Raw genomic sequence first — 24097 nt, forward strand, 5'->3', positions numbered from 1 at the left:
TAAAGCTCAGAACTCCGCGACGGCCGCGAGCGCCTCGGGCAGGGTGAACGCGCCGGCGTAGAGCGCCTTGCCGACGATGGAACCCTCGACACCGTCGCGGGCCAGCGCGGCCAGGGCGCGGAGATCGTCCACACTGGACACGCCGCCGGAGGCGATGACCGGCGCGTCGGTACGCGCGGCGACCTCGCGGAGCAGGTCGATGTTCGGGCCCTGGAGCGTGCCGTCTTTGCTCACGTCGGTGACGACGTAGCGCTGCGCGCCGTCGCGGTCGAGCCGGTCGAGGACCTCCCAGAGGTCACCGCCGTCCTGCGTCCAGCCGCGGGCGGACAGCCGGTGCCCGGCCTCGGTGATGCGCACGTCCAGCCCGATGGCGACACGGTCGCCGTAGGAGGAGACGACCTTCGCGGTCCACTCCGGGTCCTCCAGCGCCGCCGTGCCGAGGTTGACCCGGCGGGCGCCGGTGGCCAGCGCGGCCTCCAGCGAGGCGTCGTCGCGGATGCCGCCGGACAGCTCCACCTGGACGTCGAGCTTCGCCACGACGTCGGCGAGCAGTTCGCGGTTGGAGCCCTTGCCGAACGCGGCGTCGAGATCCACCAGATGGATCCATTCCGCCCCGTCGCGCTGCCAGGCGAGCGCCGCCTCCAGCGGGCTGCCATAGGAGGTCTCGGTGCCGGCCTCGCCCTGGACGAGTCGCACGGCCTGGCCATCGGCCACATCAACGGCGGGAAGGAGCGTGAAAGTCACGCGCCCACTCTAAGACAGGGTCTGGAGCCAGTTGCGCAGCAGGTGCGCACCCGCGTCCCCGGACTTCTCCGGGTGGAACTGGGTCGCCCACAGCGGCCCGTTCTCGACGGCGGCGACGAAGTCCTGGCCGTGGTTCGCCCAGGTCACCTTGGGTTGCTGCCCGGCGAGGCCGGAGTCCAGATCCCAGGTCCGCGCGGCGTAGGAGTGCACGAAATAGAACCGTGTGTCCGCGTCGAGCCCGGCGAAAAGCCGCGAATCCTCGGGCGCGCGGACGGTGTTCCACCCCATGTGGGGGAGGACGTCGGCCTCCAGCCGGTCGACCGTGCCCGGCCACTCACCGGCGCCTTCGGCCTCCACGCCGTGCTCGACGCCGCGTTCGAACAGGATCTGCATGCCGACGCAGATGCCCAGCACGGGGCGGCCGCCGGCGAGGCGCTTGCCGATGATCTTCTCCCCCGACACCGACCGCAGCCCCTCCATACAGGCGGAGAAGGCGCCGACACCGGGGACGACCAGGCCGTCCGCCTCGAGCGCGGCATGCGGGTCGGCGGTGACCTCGACGTCGGCGCCGGCGCGCTCGACGGCGCGTTCGGCGGACCGGAGATTGCCGGACCCGTAGTCCAGGATCACCACGCGAGGAGTAGCCACCCGTCCAGGCTAGCGGACCGGATTTTTCCCGGATTCCCTGTTTCGACCTTCACTCTTCTGGGTAATAGCGACTCCGAGTGAAAGGCCGGCGCAGGACCGCCCTGCACTTATGGAGGAACGATGCAGGACGCCGACGACCTGACCCGCCTGCTCAGCGCGTGGCGCGAGGACATCGACAGCGTGCCTTTCCCTACCTTCGCGGAGCTGCTGATCCCGGCGCAGAAGCGGCGCTCCGCCCCGGCCCGGACGGCCACGGCATCGGTTCAGGTGACGAAGACCACCGGATGGCGCGATCGCTGACACCCGACTCCGGTCCAGTGTGTGGTTTTCTTCTTGGGAAGGTGCCCACCGAGCCGACCAGGAGTGACGCATGAGCAGCAGCCCGGATCCGCGCGACTTCCTCGATCTCGACGCCGAGCTCTCCGCCGAGGACCGGGCCATGCGGGACGCCGTGCGCTCCTACGCGCAGGACCAGCTGCTGCCGAACATCGCCGAATGGTACGAATCGGGCGCCTTGCCCGCCGCCGAGCTCGCCAAGGGGTTCGGGCAGCTCGGCCTGCTCGGCATGCACCTCGAGGGTTACGGCTGCGCCGGGACCAGCGCCGTCGCCTACGGCATCGCCTGCCGCGAGCTGGAGGCGGTCGATTCCGGGCTGCGCAGCTTCGTCTCGGTGCAGGGTTCGCTGGCGATGTACGCGATCCACAAATGGGGCACCGAAGAGCAGAAGCAGGAGTGGCTGCCGCGGATGGCCGCCGGTGAGGCGCTCGGCTGCTTCGGCCTGACCGAACCGGACGCCGGCAGCGACCCCGGCAGCATGCGGACGCGCGCGGTGCGCGACGGCTCCGACTGGGTGCTGAGCGGCACGAAGATGTGGATCACCAACGGAACCGTGGCCGACGTCGCGGTCGTCTGGGCGCAGACCGACGAGGGCGTGCGCGGCTTCGTCGTCCCCACGAACACGCCGGGCTTCACCGCGAACGAGGTCAAGCACAAGCTTTCGCTGCGGGCCTCGCTGACCGCGGAACTCGTGCTCGACGGCGTCCGCCTGCCGGATTCGGCGGCGTTCCCCGAGGTCAGGGGGCTGCGCGGGCCGCTGTCCTGCCTGAACGAGGCGCGCTACGGGATCCTGTTCGGCGTCGTCGGCGCCGCCCGTTCCTGCTACGAGTCCGCGCTGGAATACACGCTGAGCCGGGAACAGTTCGGCAAACCACTGGCCGGTTTCCAGCTCACCCAGCGCAAGCTCGCCGACCTCGTCGTCGAGGTCAACCGCGCCGGGCTGGTCGCGCTGCGGATCGGGCGGCTCAAGGACGCCGGGACGCTGCACCACAACCACGTCAGCTTCGGCAAGCTCGCCAACGTCCGCTCCGCGCTGGAGGTCGCCAGGACCGCGCGCGGCATGCTCGGCGCCAACGGGATCTCGCTGGAGTACCCGGTGATGCGGCACATGTCGAACCTGGAGACCGTGCTGACCTACGAGGGCACAGAGGAGATGCACGCGCTTTCGCTCGGCCAGTCGGTCACCGGGCTGGCCGCCTTCCGCTGAGCCGTCCGCCGGAAATTGTCGGTGCGGGCCTCTATGGTCCGCACATGATCGATTCCCCGGAGTTCCAGTCCGTCGTCGAGCTGCGCCGGTACACCCTGCACCCCGGCCGCCGGGACGAGCTGATCGAGCTCTTCGAGCGCGAGTTCGTGGAGAGCCAGGAAGCCTGCGGCATGCGCTTGTTCGGCCTCTTCCGCGAACCGGCGGAGCCGGACAAGTTCGTGTGGCTGCGCGGTTTCCGGGACATGGCCACCAGGCGGGCCGCGCTCGAGGCGTTCTACGGCGGGCCGGTTTGGCGTGCGCACGGCCCGGCGGCGAACGAGACGATGATCGACGCTTCGGACGTCCTCCTGCTGCGCCCGTCCGGGCCCGGCTTCCCCGCTCCCGGCGGCGGTGGGGATTCCCGGGTGCTCGCGACGGTGTGCCATCCGGCCGTCCCGGTCAAGGAGTTCTCCGCGTACTTCGCGGACACCGTGGCCCCCAGGCTGCGGGATTCCGGTGTGGACACGTTCGGCCACTTCGAAACGGAGCCGGCGGAGAACACCTTCCCCCGGCTTCCCGTGCGGGAGGACGAGACGGTGTTCGTCTGGTTCTCGAAGCCCGCCGAAGAGCACCGGGAAGTCCTCGCCGGGGTGGGCGCGGAACTCGCGGACAAGCTCGAACGCCCTTGGCAGCAACTGGAACTGGCCCCGACCGCGCGCTCAGTCCTGCGCTGAAAGGAGGTCCGCGAGTCCGTCCGGGTAGAGGATCGCCTTGCCGCTCGCCACGTCGGCCATCGGCAGCCAGTGCACGCGTGCGCCGTCGTCGAGGACGACGCCGACCTCGTCGCGCTCGTAGAACGTCTTGTCGATGAGGTCGGCGGTGAACAGGAACACGATCTCGTGCCCCGGCCTGCCTTCGAAGGTGAACACGTTCTCCAGCACGGCGATCTGCTCGACCGAGGTCAGCTCCGCCGCGAGTTCCTCCTGGAATTCGCGGTGCAGCGCCTCGGCGGCGGTCTCACCGAACTCGATCCCGCCGCCGAGCGGCCGGTGGTAGGTCACGCCTTTGGTGTGATCACGGCCTTCGAACACGAGAAGGTCTTCACCGCGGCGGATGACCCCGAGCGCGAGCGGGCGGATCTTCGTCATCCCGGTGACGCTAGCGGAGGAATTCCTTGACCGACAAGGCGATCGAGCCGGCGTCGAGACCGTGCGCGAGGTCGTGGTCGGCCATTTCGCCGTAGATCCGGACCTCCGCGTCGCGGCGGACGCCGAGGGAAAGCAGCCGGTGCGGCGTTCCGGACAAGGCGTCCGCCACCGCGTGCGCCGAGGTCCCCGCGAGGTAGGGCTCGACCAGGACGACGTCGGTGCTGCCCGCCGCATCGACGGCCGAGCGCAGCCCAGCGGCGTCGAACGGCCGGATCGTCGAGGTGTACAGCACGGTGACGCCGAGGTCGGCGGTCGCTTCCAGCACCCTGTCGAGCATCGGCCCGACGGCCACCACCACTCCTCGCGTGCCTTCGCGCAGCGTCTGGAGCCCCGCGCCCAGGTGCGCTTTCGCGTTCTCCTGCGCGGAGAGCCGGAGATAGACGCGCCCGGTGCCGGGGATGGATTCGAGCAGCAGCCGCCGTGCTTCCTCGGGGTGTCCCGGCACGTGCACGGTCCAGCCCGGCAGCGTGTCGATGAGGGCGACGTCCCCGGGCGCCTGATGCGTGCGCCCGGCGGTCGGCATGTCGTAGGAGGCGCCCGAGGACACCAGCACGGCGCCGACGTCCTGGTGCCCGAGGTCGAGTTTGACCTGCTCGAAGGCCCGCTCCACGAGGAACGACGAGAACGTGTGGACGATCGGGCGCATCCCGGCCAGCGCCAGCCCGCCCGCGGTGCTCATCATCAGTTGTTCGCGGATGCCGACGTTGAGCACCCGGTCGGGGTGTTTCCTCGCGGCGAAGGCGAGTTGTGCCGCGGAGATGTCGGCGAGCACGACGGCGACGTTCGGGTCGGTGTCGAGTACTTCGGCGGCGGCTTCCAGGAACGTTTCACGCATGTTCACGGTTTCAGGCCTTTCGCTCGACGGTCGCGACCACGGCCAGCGGCCGGTCCGGGTGGGGGGTGGTGAAGGCATCGTGGAGGGCGTCGTGATCGCGGCCGTCGACGGTGCGCGTGGTCCAGCCCTCGACCTCGAACCGGCGCGCGATCCCGCCGGGCCAGCCGTGCGTGGCCGAGGAGTTGTCGACGACGACGGCGGTCAGCTGCGGCATGCCGATGCGGCCGGCGACCGCGATGGCCTCTTGGTTGGAGCCCTCGTCCAGTTCCGCGTCGCCGACGAGGGTGACGACCTTGGCGTCACGGAATCCCTTGGCGCGCAGGCCGAACACCGTGCCGATGGCCAGCGGGAGGCCGTGCCCGAGCGAACCGCTGGAGATCTCGGCCACGGGCAGCCGCGCCCGGTCCGGATGGTGGCCGAGCCGGGACTCGGCCGAAGTCCAGTCGGCGAGTTCCTCCTCGTGGATGAAGCCCTTCTTCGCCAGCACCGCGTAATAGGCCATCGGGCCGTGGCCCTTCGACAGCAGGAAACGGTCGCGGCCGGGCTCGCGGACGTTCTCCGGGGTGATGTCGAGCACACGGTCGTAGAGCACCCACAATACGTCCACAGTGGACTCGGCGGCGGCTTGATGCTTCTCGTCCCCGGTCATCAGCGAGATCAGCCGCGGCAGATCCTCGTAGCCGGTCTTGATGTCAGTGGTCATGAACCGAGGTTGCAACCTCGACTTAGGTCGAAGTCAAGGCTAGCCTGGCGACGTGACGAGACTGGCTGAACACCTGAGCATCGGGCAGGTCGCCGACCGCAGCGGCGTGCCCCATACGGCTTTGCGTTTCTACGAGGACAAAGGGCTGATCAGCTCCGAGCGCTCCGCGGGCAACCAGCGGCGGTACTCGCGTTCGGTGCTGCGCCGGATCGCCTTCATCCGCGCCGCGCAACGGGTCGGCCTCAGCCTGGACGACATCAGCTCGGCACTGGAGACCCTACCCAAGGACCACGCCCCCACCAAGGCCGACTGGGCCCGCCTCTCACGGGGCTGGCAGGACGAGCTCGACGCGCGGATCGACGCGTTGCAGCGCCTGCGCGACAGGCTGACCGGCTGCGTCGGCTGCGGTTGCCTTTCCCTGCGCAGCTGCGGGCTCTACAACGCCGACGACCAGATGTCCCGGTTCGGCCCCGGCGCGGGCAAACTGCGCCCGGCTTCCGAGGGCGGCATCTGAATTCCGTTGCCACGCGGGGGCCGGATGTGGGTCACTGTGACTCGAAATGGACAAGAAACACCTCATCCGGGCCTCGAAACGACTCTCCCGGCATCTGCGGCACGCACCCGGCGACATCGGGATCACCCTCACCCCAGACGGCTGGGTGGAAGTCGACACTCTCTTGGCTGCCTTGCGGCGCAACGGCTTGAAGCTCACGCGCGCCGAACTCGACGAAGTCGTCGAGGGCAACGACAAGCGGCGTTTCGCCTTCGACGAGGACGGGCTGCGGATCCGCGCCAGCCAGGGACACAGTGTCGAGGTCGACCTGGCGCTGCCCGCGGCGATCCCGCCGGACGTGCTCTACCACGGCACCGTGTCCCGGTTCCTCGACGCGATCATGCACGAGGGACTCCGGCCGATGAACCGGCACGCCGTGCATCTCTCGGCGACCGTGGACACCGCGCGAGCCGTCGGGGCCCGGCGTGGCGTCCCGGTGCTGCTGCCCGTCGGCGCGCGGGAGATGACCGCCGCCGGGCACGAATTCCAGGTCAGCGCCAACGGCGTCTGGCTCACCGCCGCCGTTCCGCCGGAGTTCCTGCGGCGGCTCGCCTAGACCAGGCCGTTGGCACGTAGCAGCCCCAGCGTGCCCACGGTGAACATGCCGTTCCACTCCAGCGCGGCCGCGGGCGAATAGCTGGTGTAGTCGACCCGCCAGCCGCCGTCCTCGTGCTGGCCGCCCGCCACCCGCCGCAGATCCGCTTCGATGACCTCGGGCCGGAACAGCTTCCGTGCCGGGCCGCCGGGTTCCGGGGCGAAATCGAGCGGGCGCATGGCCTCGCCCTCGATCCCGCCGCCGACGGCCACCACCCCGTCGGCCGGGAGGAACCGGCCGAGCTTCTCGACCAGACGCGTGTCGCCCAGGGCGTCCACCAGCTTCATCGCGAAGGCGAGCACGAGCGCGTGCGGTGTCTCGTCGAGCTTTTCGATCTCGCCGAGGCAGTAGCCCGTCGCCTTCGCCAGCCACGGATGCGCGGCGACCGCGGGATCGTGCGCCGCGACGCGATGGGCGGTGACCGCGACGATCGCGGTGATCTGCAGCGAGGAGACCGACGGATCGGCGTTCGCCCAGAACGGCGCGCTGCCGAACGGATCCGGCATCGGGACCGCGAACGGGATCCCTCCGTCGGGAAGGGAGATCGAGCCGAGCCAGTCGCAGAGTTCGGCCGCGCGCGGGCTGGTCACCGGGCCGACGTCGGCGAAGACCTCGAAAGCGTGCAGCGCGCCACCGGGCTGGCTCGTCGCCGAACGGCAATCGGGTTCCAGTCCGTGGCCGTAACCGCCGTCGGGATTGCGGTACGCCTCCAGCGCGGCGAGCGCCGCCGCCGGGTCACCATCGCGGAACAGCACCTCGAAACGCCGCCTGTCGAGCAGCCGGGCCTGGGTGGCCATGAACGTGGCCGCCGTCTTCAGATCGATGTTCATACCGACAGGGTCGCGTGGATCGCGGCCGCTGTCTTGAACACATCGGTCACGAGCGGCGGCGCGGGCGGTTGTAGAGCTTGCGGCCGACGGCCAAGAGCGTTTCGCGCAGCGTCTCGTCGTCGAGCGAGGCGACCTCGGGCGATCCACCGGCGACGGCGATCCCCGCCAGCAGCACCTGCGCGGTGACGATCGCGGTGAGATCCGGATCCGGGCCGACCAGGATCTCCAGCAGCCGGTTCTTGAAACTGTCCGAACTGTGCACGGACTTCTCGATCGCGCGGGCGATGCCGGGGTCGCTGGAGAACAGGGCGACCAGCGAACGGTGCCGCACCACGAGATCGACGAAACCGTCCAGCAGGTGGTCGATCTGCGCGCCCCGGGTGCGCTGGGCGCGCGCGTCGTCGACGATGCCCTCCAGCTCGCGCAGCACGGGCTCGGCGACCGACTCGGTGATCTCCGCCTTCGTCTTGAAGTGGTAGTAGACGGCGGCCTTCGTGACGCCGAGGGCGTCCGCGATCATCTGCAGCGAGGTGCCTTCCACGCCGTGTTCGGTGAACAACCGCAACGCCGTGCCCAGTAGTCGCGTGCGGGTGTCCTCCGCGTGGACGACGTCCATGTTCCCTCCTCGTTCAGCCGTCGGAGATTACGTCAAGCGTGCCCGCGTGGCCAAACGAGTACTAGCCGTGCGGCTAGTCACACACTTGCCGATCGGCTTGTAGGCCCCTAGCCGATCGGCTAGCTTGGAATGAACCTGATCGAGTGAACGGGAGACTTTCGTGGCCAGCTTCCTCTACCGCCTGGGCCGGTTCTCGTTCCGGCGCCGGGCACTGGTGACGGCGGTGTGGGCCGCCGTCCTGGTGGCCCTCGGCGCGGGAGCGCTGACCCTGTCCGGCCAGCTTTCGAACTCGGTGACCATCCCCGGCACCGAATCGCAGAAGGCGATCGACCAGCTCGCCGACCGGTTCCCGGAGGCCGCCGCCGGTGGCGCGACGGGGCGCGTCGTCATCTCGACGCCCGGCGACATCACCGACGCGAACGGGCAAGCCGCGATCGCGGGTCTCGTCAAGGGGCTCAAGGACGCGCCGAAGGTCGCCGGGGTGATCGACCCGTTGCAGGTACAGGCGATCTCGCCCGACAAGCATGTGGCGCTGGCGCAGGTCAGCTATCGCGTGCCGGGCTTCGAGCTCACCGACGCCGACCGCGATGGCCTGATGGCCGCCGCCGATTCCGCGAAGGCGGCCGGGTACACCGTCGAATTCGGCGGTGACGCCGTGCAGGCGATGCCCGCGACCAACGCCACCGAAGGCCTCGGTGTCGCCGTCGCCGCGGTCGTCCTGATCATCACCTTCGGCTCGCTGCTCGCGGCAGGGATCCCGCTGCTGACCGCGCTCATCGGCGTCGGCATCGGCATGGCGGGCATCACGACGGCGTCCGGTTTCCTCGAACTGAACACGAACACGCCGGTGCTCGCGCTGATGATCGGCCTCGCCGTCGGCATCGACTACGCGCTCTTCATCGTTTCCCGCTACCGGCACGAACTCACCGTCGGCCGCGATCCGGAGGAAGCCGCCGGCCGCGCCACCGGTACCGCGGGTTCCGCCGTGGTGTTCGCCGGGCTGACCGTCATCATCGCGCTGGCGGGCCTGACCGTCGTCGGCATCCCGTTCCTCGGCGAGATGGGCATCGCGGCGGCGAACACCGCCTCGATCGCGGTCGTCATCGCGCTCACCCTGCTGCCCGCCGTGCTCGGCTTCGCCGGCGCCAAACTGGCGGGCGGCAAGATCCGCTTGCGCCGCAAGGAAAGCACGACGACACACGGCGAGCGCTGGGCGAAGTTCGTCGCCCGCCACCGGATCCCGGTGCTGATCGCCGCGATCGCCGGGCTCGCGATCGTCGCCGTGCCCGCCGCGAGCATGCAGCTCGGCCTGCCGAACGACAGCACCGCCGCGCCGGACACCACCCAGCGCAAGGCCTACGACACCGTCGCCCGCAGCTTCGGCGAGGGCGCCAACGGCCCGCTGGTGATCGTCGTCGACCTGAGCGGGAGCACCGACCGGCAGGCCGCGCTCCAGCAGGCGGCCGCGGGTATCGGCGGCCTCCCCGAACGCCCGATCGTCACGCCGCCCAGGACCAACCGCGCCGGTGACCTGGCGCTGCTGACCGTCATCCCGAAGAGCGGCCCGAGCAGCACCGCGACCGAAGACCTGGTCAGCGACATCCGCGGCCTGAACGCGAAACTGGGCACGGCCACCGGCGCGTCGCTGGCGGTGACCGGCCAGACCGCGGCCAACATCGACGTCTCCGAGAAACTCGCCGACGCGATGCTGCCGTATCTCGCGTTGATCGTCGGGCTCGCGTTCCTGCTGCTGATGCTGGTGTTCCGGTCGATCGTCGTGCCGCTGAAGGCGACGCTGGGCTTCCTCGGTTCGGTGGTCGCGACGTTCGGCGCCGTGGTGGCCGTGTTCCAGTGGGGCTGGCTCACCGACCTGCTCGGCGTGAAGACGACCGGGCCGATCATGAGCATGCTGCCGATCCTGCTCATCGGCGTGCTGTTCGGGCTCGCGATGGACTACCAGGTGTTCCTGGTGACGCGGATGCGGGAGGAATACGTCCACGGCGCCGACCCGCAGCAGGCGATGGTGACCGGTTTCCGGCACGGCTCCCGCGTCGTGGTCGCCGCCGCGCTGATCATGATCAGCGTGTTCGCCGGATTCGTGCTCGCGGAGTCCTCGCTGATCCAGTCGATCGGGTTCGCGCTGGCCTTCGGGGTGCTGGTGGACGCGTTCGTGATCCGGATGACCATCGTGCCGGCGCTGATGTCGCTGCTCGGCCGCGGTGCGTGGTGGCTGCCGAAGTGGCTGGATCGCGTGCTGCCCGATGTCGACGTCGAAGGCGAGAAGCTCGCGAAGCAGCTGGATGCGCCTGATGAGCGGGAGCTGGTCGACGCCACGAAGTAGGTGCCATTGCGGCGTGGCACCCGCATAAGTACGTGAAGGCCCCCTTCACTGCGCTAGACGCAGTGAAGGGGGCCTTCACGTACTCAGGTCGGAAGCCGCAGGCGCGGTCAGGCCAGCCAGGCGATGGCGCCGCCGATGGCCAGCAGCGCGCCGATCCCCAGCACGACGGCCATGAACTTGACGCTCTTCCAGGTCGCGTAGACGCCGCCGATCAGGAAGCCGCCGAGCGCGAACAGCAGCACAGCGATGGTCGTGTTACTCACGACCGCCACCCTGCCACACGCCCGCGAGCCGGACCGCGCCGGGCTCGCACCTTGCCACCGGCACCCGAAATTCGTCGTCACCCACCGGCCGGGAAGCCTGAAATGGGGGCCGTTCGAGGGAGTCGGCCGGACGCATTTCGTCCTCTAAATGCGGGAGTTAGAGGACGCCCTTCGTCGACGGGATGCCGCCCGCCCGCGGGTCCGGCTCGGTCGCGGCCCGCAGCGCCCGCGCGACGGCCTTGTACTCGGCCTCCGCGATGTGGTGCGGGTCCCGGCCGTGCAGCACCCGCACGTGCAGCGCGATCTGCGCGTGGAACGACAGCGAGTCGAACACGTGCCGCGTCAGCACGAACGGGTAGTTCCCGCCGATGGTGAAGCTGTTGAACTGCTCCGGCTCGCCGAGGTGAACGCAGTACGGGCGCCCGGAGACGTCGATCGCGGCGTGCGCGAGGGTCTCGTCCATCGGGATCCACGCGTCGCCGAACCGGCGGATACCGCTCTTGTCGCCGAGCGCCTGCCGCAGCGCCTGGCCGAGCACGATCGCGGTGTCCTCGACGGTGTGGTGCGCGTCGATGTGCACGTCACCGGTCGCCTGCACCTTGAGGTCGAGCGAGCCGTGCACACCGAACGCGGTGAGCATGTGGTCGTAGAACGGGACGCCGGTGTCGATCTCCACCTGACCCGTGCCGTCCAGGTCGAGCTGGACCGAAATGGACGATTCCTTGGTGGTGCGATCCACCTTGCCGACGCGACTCATCGCGGCACCTCCTTGCTGGCCTCGAGAAAGGCGTCGTTCTCTTCCGGCGTGCCGATGGTCACCCGCAGGTGCCCGGCGATGCCGACATCCCTGATCAGCACACCGTTGTCCAAATAGGACTTCCAGGTCGCGGGCGCGTCCGCGAACCGTCCGAAGAGGACGAAGTTCGCGTCGCTCGGGACCGGCGTGAATCCCAAGCCCAGCAACGACTCCACCACGCGGTCGCGTTCGGCCGCGAGTTTGGCGACCGAGGCGAGGGTGGCGTCCGCGTGCCGCAACGCGGCGCGCGCGGCGGCCTGCGTGAGCTTCGAGAGGTGATACGGCAGGCGCACCAGCTGCAGCGCGTCGACGATCGCGGGCGCCGCCGCTAGGTAGCCGAGCCGCCCACCGGCGAAGGCGAACGCCTTGCTCATCGTGCGCGACACGATCAGCTTCGCCGGATACTCCTCGATCAGCTCGACGGCGCTCGGCTGCGACGAGAATTCCGCGTACGCCTCGTCGACCACCACGATGCCCGGCGCCGCTTCGAGCAGCCCGCGCAACTCGCCGAACGGGATCGACCCGCCGGTCGGGTTGTTCGGGCTGGTCACGAACACGATGTCCGGACGGCGTTCGCCCACCAGCGCGGCCGCCTTCTCGGTGTCGAGCGTGAAATCGTCGCGGCGCGGCACCGGCAGCCACTCGGTGCGGGTGCCCGCCGAGATGATCGGGTGCATCGAGTACGACGGCTCGAAGCCCAGCGCCGACCGGCCGGGACCGCCGAAGGCCTGCAGGATCTGCTGCAGGATCTCGTTGGATCCGTTGGCGGCCCACACGTTCGACTCCGACACCAGCACGCCGGTGGACACCGCGAGGTAGTCCGCGAGGTCCTGGCGCAGCGCGACGGCGTCGCGATCCGGGTAGCGGTGCAGCGAAGCGGCCTCGGCGCGCACGGCCTCGGCGACGTCGGCCACCAGCTCATCCGGCGGCGGGTACGGGTTTTCGTTGGTGTTGAGCCGGATCGGCACGTCGAGCTGCGGCGCGCCGTACGGGGTCTTGCCCCGCAGATCCTCCCGCAGCGGGAGCGCGTCGAGCGTGATCTCCTCGCCGATGCTCATGCCCGCTCCCCCTCGAACCGCGCCGTGATGGCCTCGCCGTGCGCGGGCAGGTCTTCGGCGTTCGCCAGCGCGACGACGCGGCCGGCGATCTCGCGCAGCGCGTCCTGGCTGTAGTCGACGACGTGCACGCCCTTGAGGAAGCTCTGCACCGAGAGCCCGGACGAGTGCCGCGCGAACCCGCCGGTCGGCAGGACGTGGTTCGACCCGGCGCAGTAGTCGCCGAGCGAGACCGGCGCGTACGCCCCGACGAAGATCGCGCCGGCGTTGCGCACGCGGGCCGCCACCGAGCGCGCGTCCGCGGTCTGGATCTCCAGGTGTTCCGCCGCGTACGCGTCCACGACGCGGATCCCGTCGTCCACAGTGGACACCAGAATGACGCCGGACTGCTTGCCGCCCAAGGCCTCCGTCACCCGCTCGGAGTGCTTGGTCGCGGCGACGCGCCCGGTGAGTTCCTTGTCGACGGCGTCCGCGAGCCCTTCGGACGTGGTGACCAGCACACTCGCGGCGAGCGGGTCGTGCTCGGCCTGGCTGATCAGGTCGGCGGCGACGTGCACCGGGTCGGCGGTCTCGTCGGCGAGGATCGCGATCTCGGTCGGGCCCGCCTCGGAGTCGATGCCGATGATGCCGCGCAGCAGCCGCTTGGCCGCGGTGAGGTAGATGTTGCCGGGCCCGGTGACGATGTCGACGGGCTCCAGTGTCGCGCCGTCGGTGTCCGTGCCGCCGTACGCGAGCAGCGCCACGGCCTGCGCGCCGCCGACGGCCCAGACCTCGTCGACGCCGAGCAGTTCGGCGGCGGCCAGGATCGTCGGGTGCGGGAGCCCGCCGAACGCGGCCTGCGGCGGCGAGCACAGCACGAGCGTGCCGACGCCGGCGATCTGCGCCGGGACGACGTTCATCACCACGGTCGAGGGGTACACCGCCAGCCCGCCCGGCGCGTACAGCCCGACGCGCTCGACCGGGATCCAGCGCTCGGTGACGGTGCCGCCGTCGACGACCTCGGTCGTGACGTCCTGACGGCGCTGATCGCCGTGGACCTTGCGGGCGCGGACGATGGACTCCTCCAGCGCCTCGCGGACGGCCGGGTCCAGGTTCGCGAGCGCGCTGGTGAGCTCCGAGGCGGCCACGCGGACACCGCCGGGACGCACCTTGTCGAACTTCTCGGTGTACTCGAGGACCGCCTCGACGCCGCGATCGCGGACCGCCTCGACCACCGGCCGTACGTGATGCAGCGCCGCGTCCACGTCGTACTCGGCACGCGGGAGCGTGCTCCTGAGTTCGGCAACGGACGGGACCTGTCCACGCAGGTCGGTACGGTTCAGCATGGGTCAAGGGTACGAGGTGGCCGGATCGCCCCGAGCAGGCACACTGGGGTGGTGACCAGCGATCCCACGATGAGGGAGGCCTCCGTGCCGCGAATCGGGTTGTGCCAGCTCACGGCGGCCGAGGATCCCGAAACGAACCTGAAGCTGATTCGCGAAGGCGTGACGGCCGCGGCGGCCGAGGGCGCGCGGATCGTGGTGTTCCCCGAGGCGGCGATGGCGCGCTTCGGCATCCCGCTCGCGCCGGTCGCGCAACCCTTGGACGGTCCCTGGGCGTCCACAGTGGCCGCCCTCGCCGACGAGCACGGCGTCGTGGTCGTCGCGGGCATGTTCACGCCGTCACCCGACGGGCGCGTGAGCAACACGCTGCTCGTCACCGGCGCCGGGCATCACTTCGGCTACGACAAGATCCATCTGTACGACGCGTTCGGGTTCGCCGAGTCCGACACGGTCGCCCCGGGCACCGCGCCCGGCACCTTCGAGGTCGACGGGGTCACCTTCGGCCTCGCGACCTGTTACGACATCCGCTTCCCCGAACTGTTCCGGAAGCTGGCCGACGACGGCGCCGACATCGTCCTCGTGCCCACGTCCTGGGGCGCGGGCGAGGGCAAACGCGAGCAGTGGGAGGTGCTGGTGCGCGCCCGCGCGCTCGACTCCGGCTGCTGGGTGCTGGGCTGCGGGCAGGCCGATCCCGCCACGACGTCGACCCCGGTGAACCCCAAGGCGCCGACCGGGATCGGCTACTCCACGGTGTCCGACGGTTTCGGCCGCGTCCACACCCAGCTGGGCGCCGGGGCGGAACTGGTGGTCGTCGATCTCGACCCCGCGATCAGCGGGAAGGCGCGGGCGGCGACGGGCGTTCTGGCGAACCGTCGCCTGTAGCGTCCACCGATCGCTCGAAGAAGGATTCGAGCACCACGATCGTCTGAGTCCCGGTGACGCCCTCGATCGCGTACAGCCTGCGCAAGGACGCCTGAAGCTCCTCGGTGGTCGGCGTGCGCACCTTCACCAGCAGCGAGGCCGGACCCGCGATGATGTGCGCCTCGACGACCTCCGGCAACGCCTCCAGCGCGGCCTTGGTCGGCGCGTCGCCCATCCACGAGCCCGCCTCGACCAGCACGAACGCCATCACGCCCCGGCCGACGGCCGCCGGATCGACGTCGACGGTCGTGCGCCGGATGACGCCCTGTTCGCGCAGTTTGCGGACCCTCTCGTGCGCGGCGCCCGCAGACAGCCCGACCGCCTTGCCGAGCGCGGCGTACGCCTGCGTCGCGTCCTGTTGCAACGCGGTGAGCAACATGCGATCTACGTCATCCACAGGTTGACCATATCAAGTTCGGCGGTTCATGATGATCACAATATCTCATTCGGAACACTGGGGTTCTCATGGACATGGTCAAGGCACAGTTCGAGGTGCTCGACGAGCGATTCGCCCGGGTCAACGGGGACGAGTGGATGCGGCGGCTGCACACCGGCTGCCGGTGGACCGAGGGCCCCGCCTACTTCCCCGCCGGGCGGTACCTGGTGTTCAGCGACATCCCGAACGACCGGGTCCTGCGCTGGGACGAGACCACAGGCGCGGTCGGCGTGTTCCGCGAGCCCGCCGGATTCCACAACGGGCACACCGTCGACCGGCAGGGCAGGCTCGTCAGCTGCGAACAGGGTGGCCGCCGGGTGACGCGTACCGAGCACGACGGCACGACCACCGTCCTCGCGGACACCTATCAGGGCAAGAGGTTCAACAGCCCCAACGACGTCGTCGAGTCCTCGGACGGCGCGATCTGGTTCACCGACCCGAGTTACGGCATCGACAGCGACTACGAGGGCCATCAAGCCGAGAGCGAGATCGGCGCCTGTCACGTCTACCGCGTCGATCCGGTGGACGGTTCGGTGCGGATCGTCGCGGACGACTTCTCGCGCCCGAACGGGCTGGCGTTCTCCCTCGACGAGTCGCGGCTCTACATCGCCGACACGCGGCAGAAACCCAGCCACATCAGGGTTTTCTCGGTGGAGAACGGGCGGCTCTCCGGCGGCGAGGTCTTCGCGACGAGCGACGCCGGCGGTTTCGACGGGATGCGGCTGGACGCCGCCGGGCGGCTCTGGGCGGCCGCACACGACGGCCTGCACTGCTTCGCGCCCGACGGCACGCGGATCGGGAAGCTGCGGGTGCCGGAGGTCTGTTCGAACCTGACCTTCGGCGGGCCGCGGCGGAACGATCTGTTCATCACCGCGTCCAGTTCGGTGTACACGCTGCGGGTGAACTTCTCCGCTCCACGCATTTAGAGGACGAAATGCATGGGGGGGTCTAGCGCAGCAGGCCTTCCCGGATCGCCACGCGGACGAAGCCGGCGCGCCGCCGCTCGCCGGTCTTGTCCCGGATCCGGTCGAGATAGGACCGTACCGTCCGCACGCTGATGTTCAGGATCTCCGCCACGTCGACGTCCCGCTCGCCGGCCGCGACCAGCCGCAGGACCTGCTTCTCCCGTTCGGACAGGACGATCTTGGGCCCGGCGTGGCGGTCTTCGCTGTCCTGGATGATCATCCCGGCCAGCGTCGGCGACACGTACGCGTTGTCTTCGGCGATGGTGCGGATGGCGCGCAGGAGTTCGTCGCCGTCGACGTCCTTGGACAGGAAGCCCTTCGCCCCGGCCTGCATGGCGCCCAGCACCTCGGGCTGCTCGGCGTGCGCGGACACCACGAGCACCTTGTGCCCCATCTGTCCCACCTCCAGCACCGCGGCGGCGTCCTGGACACCGCGCAGCTTGAGGTCGAGGACGACGACGCTGCCGGGAGGCTGCTCCTGGACGGCGAACCGCGCGACGGAGTCGGCGACGGCGCCCAGCTCGATGTCGGGCGCCTCGGTGAGGACACGTGCGACGGCGTCCCGGTACAGCGGATGATCTTCGATCACCCCGACGTTGATCGGCGTACTGCGTTTCGGCTGCTGCTCGTCTGCGTTCACCGGCGTCCTTCGAATCCGCCCGCGTCGGCGCGGGGCGCGACCGGCCGAGACGGACCGGGCACCTCCGGCGGAGACGCGAGCCCGAGCTGGATGGCCTTGCGGACCAGACCGGCCCGCCTTCTCTCTCCGAGTTTGTCACGGATCCGGTCCAGATAACCGCGGACCGTCCGAACTCCGATGCCCAGGATGCGGGCGATGTCGACGTCGCGTTCGCCCGCGGCGACGAGCCGCAGGACCTGCTTCTCCCGCGCGGAGAGCGCGACGTCCGGAGCCGACGCGGGACGGTCGGCGTTGTCCTTGATGATCATTCCGGCCACCACCGCGGAAACGTAGGCCCGGCCCCGCGCGACCGTCCTGATCGCGGTCAGCAGTTCGTCGACGTCGACGTCCTTGGACAGGAAACCCTTGGCACCGGCCGCGATCGCACCGAGCACCTGCTCGGGCTCGGCCTGCGCGGACACCACGAGCACGTGATGTCCCAGTTCGCACACCTGGAGCACGGCCGCCGCACCGGCGATCCCCGGCAGGCCGAGGTCGAGCAGCACCACACTGCCGGGCGGCTGCGGATGGACGTGGAACCGGGCGACCGAATCGACCACGGCGCCCAGTTCGATGCCGTCGGCCTCGGTGAGGACCCGGACCACGGCGTGCCGGTACAGCGGATGGTCCTCGATCACCGCGACGTCGACCCGGTCGGTCTCCGGTCTGTCTTCGGTCCTCTGCACGTTCCCGATCACCCCGTCCCACCCGCCGCGGACACCGCACGGCCCGCTTGCGCCGGATCCAGCGCGGGACCGCGCGGAACCAGTGCCAGCAATCCATTCGGAACCGGTTGCCGTTCGGCTTGGCCGTAGCCGAGGGAAGCGAGTGCCTCAGTGCTCGCCACCGGGTACTTCTGGCCCGTGTCGGTGACGACGTAGACCGTGCCGGAACCGGATTCCGCCACCACCGCGCCTCCCGACGGGGGCACGAAGACGGCGTCGGCGACCAACGCGTCCGTCCGCGCGGTCACCGGGATCGCCTTCGCACCTTGCGGCAACGGGACCTGTGCGGAGATAACGATTCGAGAACCCTGTGCGCATAACGTCACGGACTGTCCGGTAACGGGCGCTTTTCGGGGGATCCGATCGGGATACTCCGCGGGATCGGCCCCGCCCGCCCGTGCCGTGCCGACCTTCGCCACCGCGGCGACGTCGGCCGCGCGCACCGCGACGGGCGCCGGGACACCGGTGTAGGCGTCGGCGTTCTGCGGGGTGTTGATCAGCAGGCTCGCCGCGGTCTGGCCGATCGGTTCGAGCCCTTCGGCGTGGACGAGGTAGTACGACGTCGCGTCGTTGGGCGACGCCATCGCGTCGATGACGCCGAGCACCGAGCCGACCTTCGTCGCGGTGCCGCCGACCTTCGGGCCGGGCCGCCCGGCGTCCTCCACCGCGCGGTAGGCGAGATCGCGTCCGGCGGCGACGGTGCCGATCCACCGGGAGGACACCGCGATCGCCGGGTAGGTGTCGAACTGCAACGCCGTGGCGGCTTCCGGGGTGAGCTTGTAGCGGCGCCCGGCCGTCACGAGGTAGCGCTCCCCCTCGGGGACGCGGACCACGACGGCCTGATCCCTCGGCAGGTCGATCCCGGCGGCGGGCGCGCCGAGGAGCACCGTCGTCTCCGGTTCGGCCGACGCGGGCGCGTCCTGGGTCGTGCGCGAACAGGCCGTCCACGGGGTTTTCACGAGCGCGGCCGCCGCGGGCAGCGAATCGGGGGCGCCGGGGATGCCGATCTGCGAACCCCTCGGTGCCTTCGCGAGCTTGTCCGAAGGGACGGTCACAGTGGCCTCGCCGTTGCCGCCCGCCATCAGCCGCGCGGAGGCGTAGTTGAGCACCGGATGCAGAGCGCCGTCCTGGCCGAGGATGTAGCGCGCGCCGGTGCCCTCCTCGACGATCACCTTGCCGCCCGCCAGCCAGTCCTTGCCGCCGGAAGGGTTCAGCAGGCCGATCACGCCGAACACCGCGGTGACCAGCAACGCCACACCGAGCCCGCACAGGGTGCCGATGACGAGCCTGCGGCTCGGGGCGACCGGGTGGTTGGCGTCAGCCGAGACCAGTGCCGAAACCAGTCTCCTGCGGAGGAATTGGTAGGCCTGGATCTGGTCCCGCTGCGTCCACACGCTCCCGTCCCCCGCCGTTCGTGCCCACCCGTTTCGAGGGTGCTCACGTTAGGTCCGGCCCCGGTTCGCGGTGAGGGTATTTTTTACGCCCCTCCCCCGCGCGGGGCGGGGCTACCGTCGGGCGCGTGCACGGAGAAGGGGAATTCCTTGTCGGTTGATGCCCCGGCCCGCCCGGTCCAGGAAAACGCTCCCGCGCGAGGTGTCGCGGGCTCGGCTCCCCTGCCCTGGCTGCTGCCGGTCCGCCCGCTGCAGGCGGCGCTCTGGGAGATCGCCGGGATCGCGATCCTGCTGGCCTTCACCGTCGACGGGATCCCGCAGGCCGCGCGGATCAGCGTCGCCGCCGTCGCCGGCGTCCTCGTGCTGACGACTTCGGTCCGCTTCGCCGGACGCCACGCCGCGGGCTGGCTGCTCACTTGGGCCGATTACCGGCTGAAGCGCCGGAACAAACCCGAAGTCCCCGATCCGCTGCACCGGATCGCCGGCCCGGTCCGGGTGCGTCAGCACGTCGACCGCGCGGGCAACCGGTTCGGTGTCGCCGAGGTGAGCGACGGGTGGAGCGCGATCGTCCGGCTCACCCCCGGCGCCGTGGCACCCGCGCCGGACCTGCTCGTCGGCATCCTGCGGGACGCGTACGCGAGCACCGGGATCCCTTTGTCCAGCGCGCAACTGCTGACCTGGACCGTCCCCAATGGACAGTCGGTGCTGCGCGTCCGCTGGCTCACCGTCCGGTACCGCCCCGAGGACGCGCCGATCGCGGCGCTCGCCAGGGGCGGCGGGGAACTGGGCGCGCTGCGGAGCACCGCCTGCGCGGCGCTGTCGCTCATGGGCGCGCTGGCCGAAGCCGGGTTCGAGAGCACCGTGCTCGAAGCCGGTGAGGTGGCGGAAAACCTGCGCGTCGCGCTCGGCAGCGGTCAGGGCGCGCCGGTGGACGGCTGGCGTTCCTGGGACTGGGGCGGCGCGGCGCAGGTCTGCTACCGGCCCCGCTCGGAGCGGGATCTCGCGCGGACACTGGACCTTCACGTCCCCGGCTCGGCGTTCACCGCGACCTCGTACACGCTGTACCGCTCCCCTGGCGGGCGCGAGAAGTCCGAGGTGACCATCCGGGTCGGTGGGCGGCCGGGGGCGGAAACGGTGCGGCCGGGCGGGATCGCGGTCACCCCGCTGCACGGGCGGCACGCGGCGGCGGTCCGGCGGACCCTGCCGCTGGCGCTGGAGAACTGAGGGGACGGTCCGTGGAGGATTCCTTTCTTCTCTGAGGGTAGGGAAGGAATCCTCCACGGACGTGACGCATTTCGTCCTCTGAATGCGGTTGGCTGCGCGAGGCGAAGTACCGCATTCAGAGGACGAAATGCGGGAAGAGAGTCAGCCTCGCACGGCCTCGTAGACCCCGGCGATCATGCCGACGAACGGGATCAGCGAGAGCAGCACCAGGAACTCGACGATATCGAGAGTCCTTGCCCAGTAAGGGGAACGCCGCCCCTTCGCGACACGCGTCGCGTAGGTGAGACAGACGCCCGCCGCAACGACGACGGCACAACCGGCGGCGAAGACGAACGAACGCGGACCACCCGCGGCGAGCCAGAAACCGGCCGCCGCCAGGGCCGCCGCACCGAAACCGATGAGCACGAGCCGCTGCGAACGGCCGGCGAACGCGCGCGAACGCAGCATCAGCGCCAGGCCCAGCAGCGCGCTCAGGCCCGCTTCCCAGGCACCGCCGGACGACGACAGGACCACCGACGCCGAGACCACGACGAGCCCGAGCGCGACGAGCAGCCCGGTCAGCAACGCCTGCGCGTAAGTCGTCCCGCCGACCATGTCCTCGCCGAGCGAAGGGTTCTCGTCGGCGCGGAACGAGTCCATGTCGTCCGGCACCCGCGGCAGCGGCAGCCTGCCGAGCCGCAGCGCCATCATCGGCGCCACCGCGGCCAGAGCGGTCGCCACGACGGCGACGACGGCGGCCGCCGAGACCGGACGGACGTCGGCCAGCAGCACGACGGCGGTGGTGATCGCGCCGAGCCCGGCCGCGACGGTCACCGCGACGAACCACGGCAGCCGGTCCGCCACCGAAACGGCCGCGATCACGCCGTACACGGTCACCACGGCGAGCCCCGCGGCCAGCGGTCCCGCCGACAGGGAGAACAGCGGATGCGGCGACAGGATCGACATCCCGGCCAGCAGGGCCGCGCCGACCCCGGCGAGGGCACCGGCGGCACCGGCCTCCGCGTCGCCGTACGCGCGGCTCAGCGCGCCACCGCCCAGAACCAGGACCAGCGCGAGCAGCCCGGTCCCGATCGGTGCCAGCACACTCCCGGACGCCGCCGCTTGCACCAGCAGCCCGCCGGCGAGCAGCAGCACCACGGACGCGACGATGCCCGCCTTGCGCGCCACCGACGGACCCCAGCGGCCGGTGCCCGACTCGGCCACGCTGGCGATCGAATCGACGACGTCGTCGAACAGCAGCGGACCCCGCGGGCGTTCCCGCGGGGTCAGATGGAGGACTTCGCCGTCGCGCACCTGCGCGGCGGCCACCGTGAGCCCGAGCGCGAGCGGCGCGCCGCCGAGCCGGGACAGCACCCAGCCGGGATGCTCGGCCGACGCCTGCCCCGATGCACCCGCGAGCCGCACGAGCTGCGGGACGAGTTCGGCGAACGTGCTCTGCTGCGGCAGCGCCACATCGACGCGCGCCCGCGGTGTCACCACCGTGACGCGCCGGGTGGAGCCCGCGATCGCGGCCGTCATGCTTCGATCGACTTGGCGGACTCGATGACCGGGGCGAATTTGGCGCTGCTGGCCTCGGCCAGTTTCTGCAGCCCGTTGTTGACCGCCTCCAGCACGATCTCCGAGAGGTTGCGCGCGTCGTACTGGCGCACCGCGCGCGGGTCGATGTCGATCGAGGTGAACCGGCCGTCCCCGCGCAGCACGACGGTGACCTCGTTCTGCCGGGAGTGCGCCTTGACCTCCATCGCCTCGACCGAACGCTGGATGCGCTGCACCTCTTCGGTCTGCTTGCGGACCTGGTCCAGCAACTCGTCCATGTCCGGCATGGCGTAGGGGTCGGTGGTCACGAGTCTTCTCCTTCATCTGCGGTGGTATCCCGCCGGACGTGGACACTGCCCACGAACCGCCGGAAGTCGTCGCCGAGGCCGCGGGCCGCCTCGGGGGTCGCGGTGCAGGCGATCTCGAGGATCAGCCGCTCGGCCGGGTTCGCCCCCGGCACGGTCAGCAGCACCTGCGTCTGGACGAGGTCCTGCCCTTCGCCGGTGCGGATGCGCAGCACCTGCGTCACGCCCGGCGCGACCCCGGCGCCGATCACCTTGCGCCGCACCACTTCCAGCGCGGCCATGGTGCGGCCGAGGCGTTCGACGGCCTCGTCGGCGATGTCGGTGATCTGCGCCTGGTCCGGGCGTTGCCCGACGCTCAGGGTGATGTTCGGGGTGAACTCCGACGCGGTCCCGCGGTGCACCGCCACGAAGACCGCGCCCTCGGCACCGACGGACGACGGCTCGACCGGCACCCAGCCGTCGGGGATGTCGAAGCCGAGCGGAAGGGAGACCCGGTCCTGCGTCGCCATGTCGTTCATCCCCGTCACCACGTGCCCACGTAGGAGATCGCGTCGTCCCACGCCTCGCCGACGGCGTCCGCCGCCTGGCCCGCCGCGCCGCTCACCGCGTCGACGGCCGCGCCGCCGTACTCGCCGAAGGTGTCGGCGATCTTCGGCAGGTCGATGTCGATCTTCGCGCCGATCCCGGCACCGAGCCCGAGCGCGACACCCGCCTTGAAGTTGACCTTGATGTGCCCGGCGTCGTAGACGGCCTGGCCGTCGAGCTGCGCGCCGAGTCCATATTGGAGGGTGCCGCTCGCGCCGACACCGACGCCCGCCACGTCCGCCGCGAGCTCGCCTTCGATCTTGCCGCCCACGAAGGCGTTGGCGTGCACGCCGACGCCGTGCGCGCCCGCCTGGAGGGAGCCGTTCACCTCACCGCCGACGAACGCGGTCCCCTTGGCACTGGCCGAAGCGACGCCCCATTCCTTCTTGCCTTCGAGCTCTTCCTTGAAGGCGGCCAATTCGGCATGCCCGGACGCCTTGAAGTCCCAGCCCTGCGTGGAGATCTTGGCGTCCCACCCCGGGGTGAAACCGTCCTGCTCCTGTTTCCACTTGGCGTAGGTGATCTCGGTGTTGCCCCAGGCCTTTTCGCCCAGGGTCTCCGGCTTCGGCCTGCCGAACGGAGTGTCGCCGGCCCGCGGGGCGCGCGTGCCTTCGAGCCCGTCCCAGGTGAGCTTCTTCCAGCCGGAATTGCCGAACCACGAAGGATGCGAACGCGGGCGCTTGCGGCCGTCGAGCGCTTCGCCGTTGAGCCAGTACAACGGGCCGCGGCCCCATTTGCCGAGCTCGTGCTCGATCCGGCCGGTGCCCTCCGGCGGGAACAGCCGCGCGAGTTCCTCGCTCAGCTCGTCGGCGATCTCCTGTGCCGCCTGCGCGGCCCGTTCGCCGAGCTGGCGGGCGGCGGAGATGAACGCGTCGACCGCGTTCGCGTTCGCCGTCCGCGCCTGGCTGACGAGCTGCGCGGCGTACTGGTCGAACTGCGCGAGGATCGAGTCCACACAGGACTTCGCGCCCTGCAGCGCCTGCGCTCCGGCCCGCAGCCGGTTCGACTGGTCGCTCAGTTTCGCGCCGAGCTCGCCGAGTTCCTGGCACAGTTTCGCGGCGGAGACGGAGAACGCCGTGTAGGCGTCACCTTCCCAAGACGCGTTGAGCGCCTTCGACGCCTTGCCGATCTCGTCCGCCCGGCCGGAAACCGTCGACGCCCGGTCGCCGCACCGCTGACCGGCCGCGGTCAGCGCCGAAGGGTCACCGGTGACCCGCCGCTGGTACTCGACCACCAGCCGCCGGTAATTCGACAGGATCGAGCTGACGACGCCCGAAGCGTCGACCACACCGCTCCCCC

Annotated in this window: 28 protein-coding genes; 9 read left to right on the top strand and 19 right to left on the bottom strand. The window is 70.5% G+C overall.

The annotated features are described in order from the left end of the window. Positions 1–6: 6 nt before the first annotated feature. Both priA and hisH read right to left on the bottom strand, forming a co-directional pair. Entirely contained in the window at positions 7–744 is a 738-nt protein-coding gene (gene priA / locus DMC61_RS12070) for a bifunctional 1-(5-phosphoribosyl)-5-((5-phosphoribosylamino)methylideneamino)imidazole-4-carboxamide isomerase/phosphoribosylanthranilate isomerase PriA (protein WP_007029948.1), read from the bottom strand. A 9-nt stretch (positions 745–753) separates the two neighbouring features. Next, positions 754–1377 (bottom strand): imidazole glycerol phosphate synthase subunit HisH, encoded by a 624-nt coding sequence (hisH, locus tag DMC61_RS12075; RefSeq protein WP_125689441.1) that lies wholly within the window; start codon positions 1375–1377, stop codon positions 754–756. Positions 1378–1512: 135 nt separating this feature from the next. Here hisH and DMC61_RS12080 point away from each other — a divergent pair, with 135 nt between their 5' ends. The 3 genes from DMC61_RS12080 (at position 1513) to DMC61_RS12090 (ending at position 3648) form a co-directional block, all read left to right on the top strand. After that, positions 1513–1692 (top strand): hypothetical protein, encoded by a 180-nt coding sequence (locus DMC61_RS12080; protein WP_038510342.1) that lies wholly within the window; start codon positions 1513–1515, stop codon positions 1690–1692. Positions 1693–1762: 70 nt separating this feature from the next. Then, complete coding sequence (locus DMC61_RS12085) at positions 1763–2935, top strand: acyl-CoA dehydrogenase family protein (protein ID WP_125689277.1); 1173 nt, start codon at positions 1763–1765, stop codon at positions 2933–2935. 44 nt (positions 2936–2979) lie between these two features. Beyond that, entirely contained in the window at positions 2980–3648 is a 669-nt protein-coding gene (locus DMC61_RS12090) for an NIPSNAP family protein (protein ID WP_125689279.1), read from the top strand. Here the strand turns inward: DMC61_RS12090 and DMC61_RS12095 are convergent. Genes DMC61_RS12095 through DMC61_RS12105 form a run of 3 tightly spaced genes read right to left on the bottom strand, consistent with a single transcriptional unit; the run spans position 3634 to position 5660 of the window. After that, the gene (locus DMC61_RS12095) at positions 3634–4062 is read right to left on the bottom strand and encodes an NUDIX hydrolase (protein ID WP_125689281.1); all 429 of its coding nucleotides are present in this window, start codon (positions 4060–4062) and stop codon (positions 3634–3636) included. The genes DMC61_RS12090 and DMC61_RS12095 overlap by 15 nt on opposite strands. A 10-nt stretch (positions 4063–4072) precedes the next feature. Next, entirely contained in the window at positions 4073–4963 is an 891-nt protein-coding gene (locus DMC61_RS12100) for a transketolase family protein (RefSeq protein ID WP_125689283.1), read from the bottom strand. Between the two features lie 4 nt (positions 4964–4967). After that, positions 4968–5660 (bottom strand): transketolase, encoded by a 693-nt coding sequence (locus DMC61_RS12105; protein ID WP_125689285.1) that lies wholly within the window; start codon positions 5658–5660, stop codon positions 4968–4970. A 52-nt stretch (positions 5661–5712) separates the two neighbouring features. On the opposite strand from DMC61_RS12105, the gene soxR reads away from it, so the two are divergent. Next, positions 5713–6174, top strand: coding sequence for a redox-sensitive transcriptional activator SoxR (gene soxR, locus DMC61_RS12110; protein ID WP_016335982.1), 462 nt, complete (start codon positions 5713–5715; stop codon positions 6172–6174). 46 nt (positions 6175–6220) lie between these two features. Beyond that, on the top strand, positions 6221–6769 hold the full coding sequence (locus tag DMC61_RS12115) for an RNA 2'-phosphotransferase (RefSeq protein ID WP_125689287.1): 549 nt from the start codon (positions 6221–6223) through the stop codon (positions 6767–6769). Here the strand turns inward: DMC61_RS12115 and DMC61_RS12120 are convergent. Both DMC61_RS12120 and DMC61_RS12125 read right to left on the bottom strand, forming a co-directional pair. Further along, the gene (locus DMC61_RS12120) at positions 6766–7638 is read right to left on the bottom strand and encodes a hypothetical protein (RefSeq protein WP_125689289.1); all 873 of its coding nucleotides are present in this window, start codon (positions 7636–7638) and stop codon (positions 6766–6768) included. The genes DMC61_RS12115 and DMC61_RS12120 overlap by 4 nt on opposite strands. 46 nt (positions 7639–7684) lie before the next feature. Then, positions 7685–8254: a TetR/AcrR family transcriptional regulator gene (locus DMC61_RS12125; RefSeq protein ID WP_016335985.1), complete on the bottom strand. Its 570-nt coding sequence runs from the start codon at positions 8252–8254 to the stop codon at positions 7685–7687. A gap of 160 nt (positions 8255–8414) precedes the next feature. On the opposite strand from DMC61_RS12125, the gene DMC61_RS12130 reads away from it, so the two are divergent. Continuing rightward, positions 8415–10595: an MMPL family transporter gene (locus tag DMC61_RS12130; protein ID WP_125689291.1), complete on the top strand. Its 2181-nt coding sequence runs from the start codon at positions 8415–8417 to the stop codon at positions 10593–10595. 107 nt (positions 10596–10702) lie between these two features. Here the strand turns inward: DMC61_RS12130 and DMC61_RS41405 are convergent, their stop codons facing one another. From DMC61_RS41405 to hisD, 4 genes are all read right to left on the bottom strand, one after another. Beyond that, complete coding sequence (locus DMC61_RS41405; RefSeq protein WP_016335988.1) at positions 10703–10858, bottom strand: hypothetical protein; 156 nt, start codon at positions 10856–10858, stop codon at positions 10703–10705. 157 nt (positions 10859–11015) lie between these two features. Continuing rightward, the gene (gene hisB / locus DMC61_RS12135) at positions 11016–11615 is read right to left on the bottom strand and encodes an imidazoleglycerol-phosphate dehydratase HisB (RefSeq protein WP_007029930.1); all 600 of its coding nucleotides are present in this window, start codon (positions 11613–11615) and stop codon (positions 11016–11018) included. Next, positions 11612–12712, bottom strand: a complete 1101-nt coding sequence (locus tag DMC61_RS12140; protein WP_125689293.1) for a histidinol-phosphate transaminase — start codon at positions 12710–12712, stop codon at positions 11612–11614. The genes hisB and DMC61_RS12140 overlap by 4 nt, the downstream gene beginning before the upstream one ends. Further along, on the bottom strand, positions 12709–14034 hold the full coding sequence (gene hisD, locus DMC61_RS12145) for a histidinol dehydrogenase (protein ID WP_125689295.1): 1326 nt from the start codon (positions 14032–14034) through the stop codon (positions 12709–12711). The genes DMC61_RS12140 and hisD overlap by 4 nt, the downstream gene beginning before the upstream one ends. An 84-nt stretch (positions 14035–14118) precedes the next feature. Between hisD and DMC61_RS12150 the strand changes: the two genes are divergently transcribed. After that, positions 14119–14913: a carbon-nitrogen hydrolase family protein gene (locus DMC61_RS12150; protein ID WP_125689297.1), complete on the top strand. Its 795-nt coding sequence runs from the start codon at positions 14119–14121 to the stop codon at positions 14911–14913. Here DMC61_RS12150 and DMC61_RS12155 read toward each other — a convergent pair. Beyond that, on the bottom strand, positions 14861–15349 hold the full coding sequence (locus tag DMC61_RS12155) for an Lrp/AsnC family transcriptional regulator (protein WP_043848277.1): 489 nt from the start codon (positions 15347–15349) through the stop codon (positions 14861–14863). The two genes, DMC61_RS12150 and DMC61_RS12155, sit on opposite strands and share 53 nt — an antisense overlap. A 68-nt stretch (positions 15350–15417) precedes the next feature. Between DMC61_RS12155 and DMC61_RS12160 the strand changes: the two genes are divergently transcribed. Continuing rightward, positions 15418–16314: an SMP-30/gluconolactonase/LRE family protein gene (locus DMC61_RS12160; RefSeq protein ID WP_125689299.1), complete on the top strand. Its 897-nt coding sequence runs from the start codon at positions 15418–15420 to the stop codon at positions 16312–16314. A 22-nt stretch (positions 16315–16336) separates the two neighbouring features. Here DMC61_RS12160 and DMC61_RS12165 read toward each other — a convergent pair whose 3' ends face one another. Genes DMC61_RS12165 through eccB form a run of 3 tightly spaced genes read right to left on the bottom strand, consistent with a single transcriptional unit; the run spans position 16337 to position 19151 of the window. After that, the gene (locus tag DMC61_RS12165) at positions 16337–16993 is read right to left on the bottom strand and encodes a response regulator transcription factor (RefSeq protein ID WP_016335996.1); all 657 of its coding nucleotides are present in this window, start codon (positions 16991–16993) and stop codon (positions 16337–16339) included. Next, complete coding sequence (locus tag DMC61_RS12170) at positions 16990–17730, bottom strand: response regulator transcription factor (protein WP_016335997.1); 741 nt, start codon at positions 17728–17730, stop codon at positions 16990–16992. Before DMC61_RS12170 ends, DMC61_RS12165 begins: the two co-directional genes overlap by 4 nt. Next, positions 17727–19151, bottom strand: coding sequence for a type VII secretion protein EccB (eccB, locus tag DMC61_RS12175; RefSeq protein WP_125689301.1), 1425 nt, complete (start codon positions 19149–19151; stop codon positions 17727–17729). Before eccB ends, DMC61_RS12170 begins: the two co-directional genes overlap by 4 nt. Before the next feature lie 147 nt (positions 19152–19298). Here eccB and DMC61_RS12180 point away from each other — a divergent pair, with 147 nt between their 5' ends. Continuing rightward, the gene (locus DMC61_RS12180; protein ID WP_125689303.1) at positions 19299–20372 is read left to right on the top strand and encodes a type VII secretion protein EccE; all 1074 of its coding nucleotides are present in this window, start codon (positions 19299–19301) and stop codon (positions 20370–20372) included. A 141-nt stretch (positions 20373–20513) separates the two neighbouring features. On the opposite strand, the gene eccD is transcribed toward DMC61_RS12180, so the two are convergent. Genes eccD through DMC61_RS12200 form a run of 4 tightly spaced genes read right to left on the bottom strand, consistent with a single transcriptional unit; the run spans position 20514 to position 24086 of the window. Then, positions 20514–21890 carry a type VII secretion integral membrane protein EccD gene (gene eccD / locus DMC61_RS12185; RefSeq protein ID WP_125689305.1) on the bottom strand — a complete coding sequence of 459 codons (1377 nt, stop codon included), beginning with the start codon at positions 21888–21890 and terminating at the stop codon, positions 20514–20516. Continuing rightward, complete coding sequence (locus DMC61_RS12190) at positions 21887–22216, bottom strand: YbaB/EbfC family nucleoid-associated protein (RefSeq protein WP_016336001.1); 330 nt, start codon at positions 22214–22216, stop codon at positions 21887–21889. Before DMC61_RS12190 ends, eccD begins: the two co-directional genes overlap by 4 nt. Further along, complete coding sequence (locus tag DMC61_RS12195) at positions 22213–22722, bottom strand: hypothetical protein (protein ID WP_125689443.1); 510 nt, start codon at positions 22720–22722, stop codon at positions 22213–22215. The genes DMC61_RS12190 and DMC61_RS12195 overlap by 4 nt, the downstream gene beginning before the upstream one ends. A 14-nt stretch (positions 22723–22736) precedes the next feature. Further along, on the bottom strand, positions 22737–24086 hold the full coding sequence (locus DMC61_RS12200; RefSeq protein ID WP_125689307.1) for a WXG100 family type VII secretion target: 1350 nt from the start codon (positions 24084–24086) through the stop codon (positions 22737–22739). Between the last annotated feature and the right edge of the window lie 11 nt (positions 24087–24097).

It is taken from the genome of Amycolatopsis sp. WAC 04169, from assembly GCF_003947535.1.
GTDB classification, from domain to species: domain Bacteria; phylum Actinomycetota; class Actinomycetes; order Mycobacteriales; family Pseudonocardiaceae; genus Amycolatopsis; species Amycolatopsis keratiniphila.

What these genes read in the sequence shown, in the direction of transcription:
- DMC61_RS12195 (WP_125689443.1), bottom strand. Translation starts at nt 22,722, where the DNA reads ATGGCGACGCAGGACCGGGTCTCCCTTCCGCTCGGCTTCGACATCCCC.
- DMC61_RS12140 (WP_125689293.1), bottom strand. Translation starts at nt 12,712, where the DNA reads ATGAGCATCGGCGAGGAGATCACGCTCGACGCGCTCCCGCTGCGGGAG.
- DMC61_RS12090 (WP_125689279.1), top strand. Translation starts at nt 2,980, where the DNA reads ATGATCGATTCCCCGGAGTTCCAGTCCGTCGTCGAGCTGCGCCGGTAC.
- DMC61_RS12105 (WP_125689285.1), bottom strand. Translation starts at nt 5,660, where the DNA reads ATGACCACTGACATCAAGACCGGCTACGAGGATCTGCCGCGGCTGATC.
- DMC61_RS12125 (WP_016335985.1), bottom strand. Translation starts at nt 8,254, where the DNA reads ATGGACGTCGTCCACGCGGAGGACACCCGCACGCGACTACTGGGCACG.
- DMC61_RS12080 (WP_038510342.1), top strand. Translation starts at nt 1,513, where the DNA reads ATGCAGGACGCCGACGACCTGACCCGCCTGCTCAGCGCGTGGCGCGAG.
- DMC61_RS12095 (WP_125689281.1), bottom strand. Translation starts at nt 4,062, where the DNA reads ATGACGAAGATCCGCCCGCTCGCGCTCGGGGTCATCCGCCGCGGTGAA.
- DMC61_RS12120 (WP_125689289.1), bottom strand. Translation starts at nt 7,638, where the DNA reads ATGAACATCGATCTGAAGACGGCGGCCACGTTCATGGCCACCCAGGCC.
- hisD (WP_125689295.1), bottom strand. Translation starts at nt 14,034, where the DNA reads ATGCTGAACCGTACCGACCTGCGTGGACAGGTCCCGTCCGTTGCCGAA.
- hisB (WP_007029930.1), bottom strand. Translation starts at nt 11,615, where the DNA reads ATGAGTCGCGTCGGCAAGGTGGATCGCACCACCAAGGAATCGTCCATT.
- DMC61_RS12160 (WP_125689299.1), top strand. Translation starts at nt 15,418, where the DNA reads ATGGACATGGTCAAGGCACAGTTCGAGGTGCTCGACGAGCGATTCGCC.
- DMC61_RS12085 (WP_125689277.1), top strand. Translation starts at nt 1,763, where the DNA reads ATGAGCAGCAGCCCGGATCCGCGCGACTTCCTCGATCTCGACGCCGAG.
- eccD (WP_125689305.1), bottom strand. Translation starts at nt 21,890, where the DNA reads ATGACGGCCGCGATCGCGGGCTCCACCCGGCGCGTCACGGTGGTGACA.
- DMC61_RS12115 (WP_125689287.1), top strand. Translation starts at nt 6,221, where the DNA reads ATGGACAAGAAACACCTCATCCGGGCCTCGAAACGACTCTCCCGGCAT.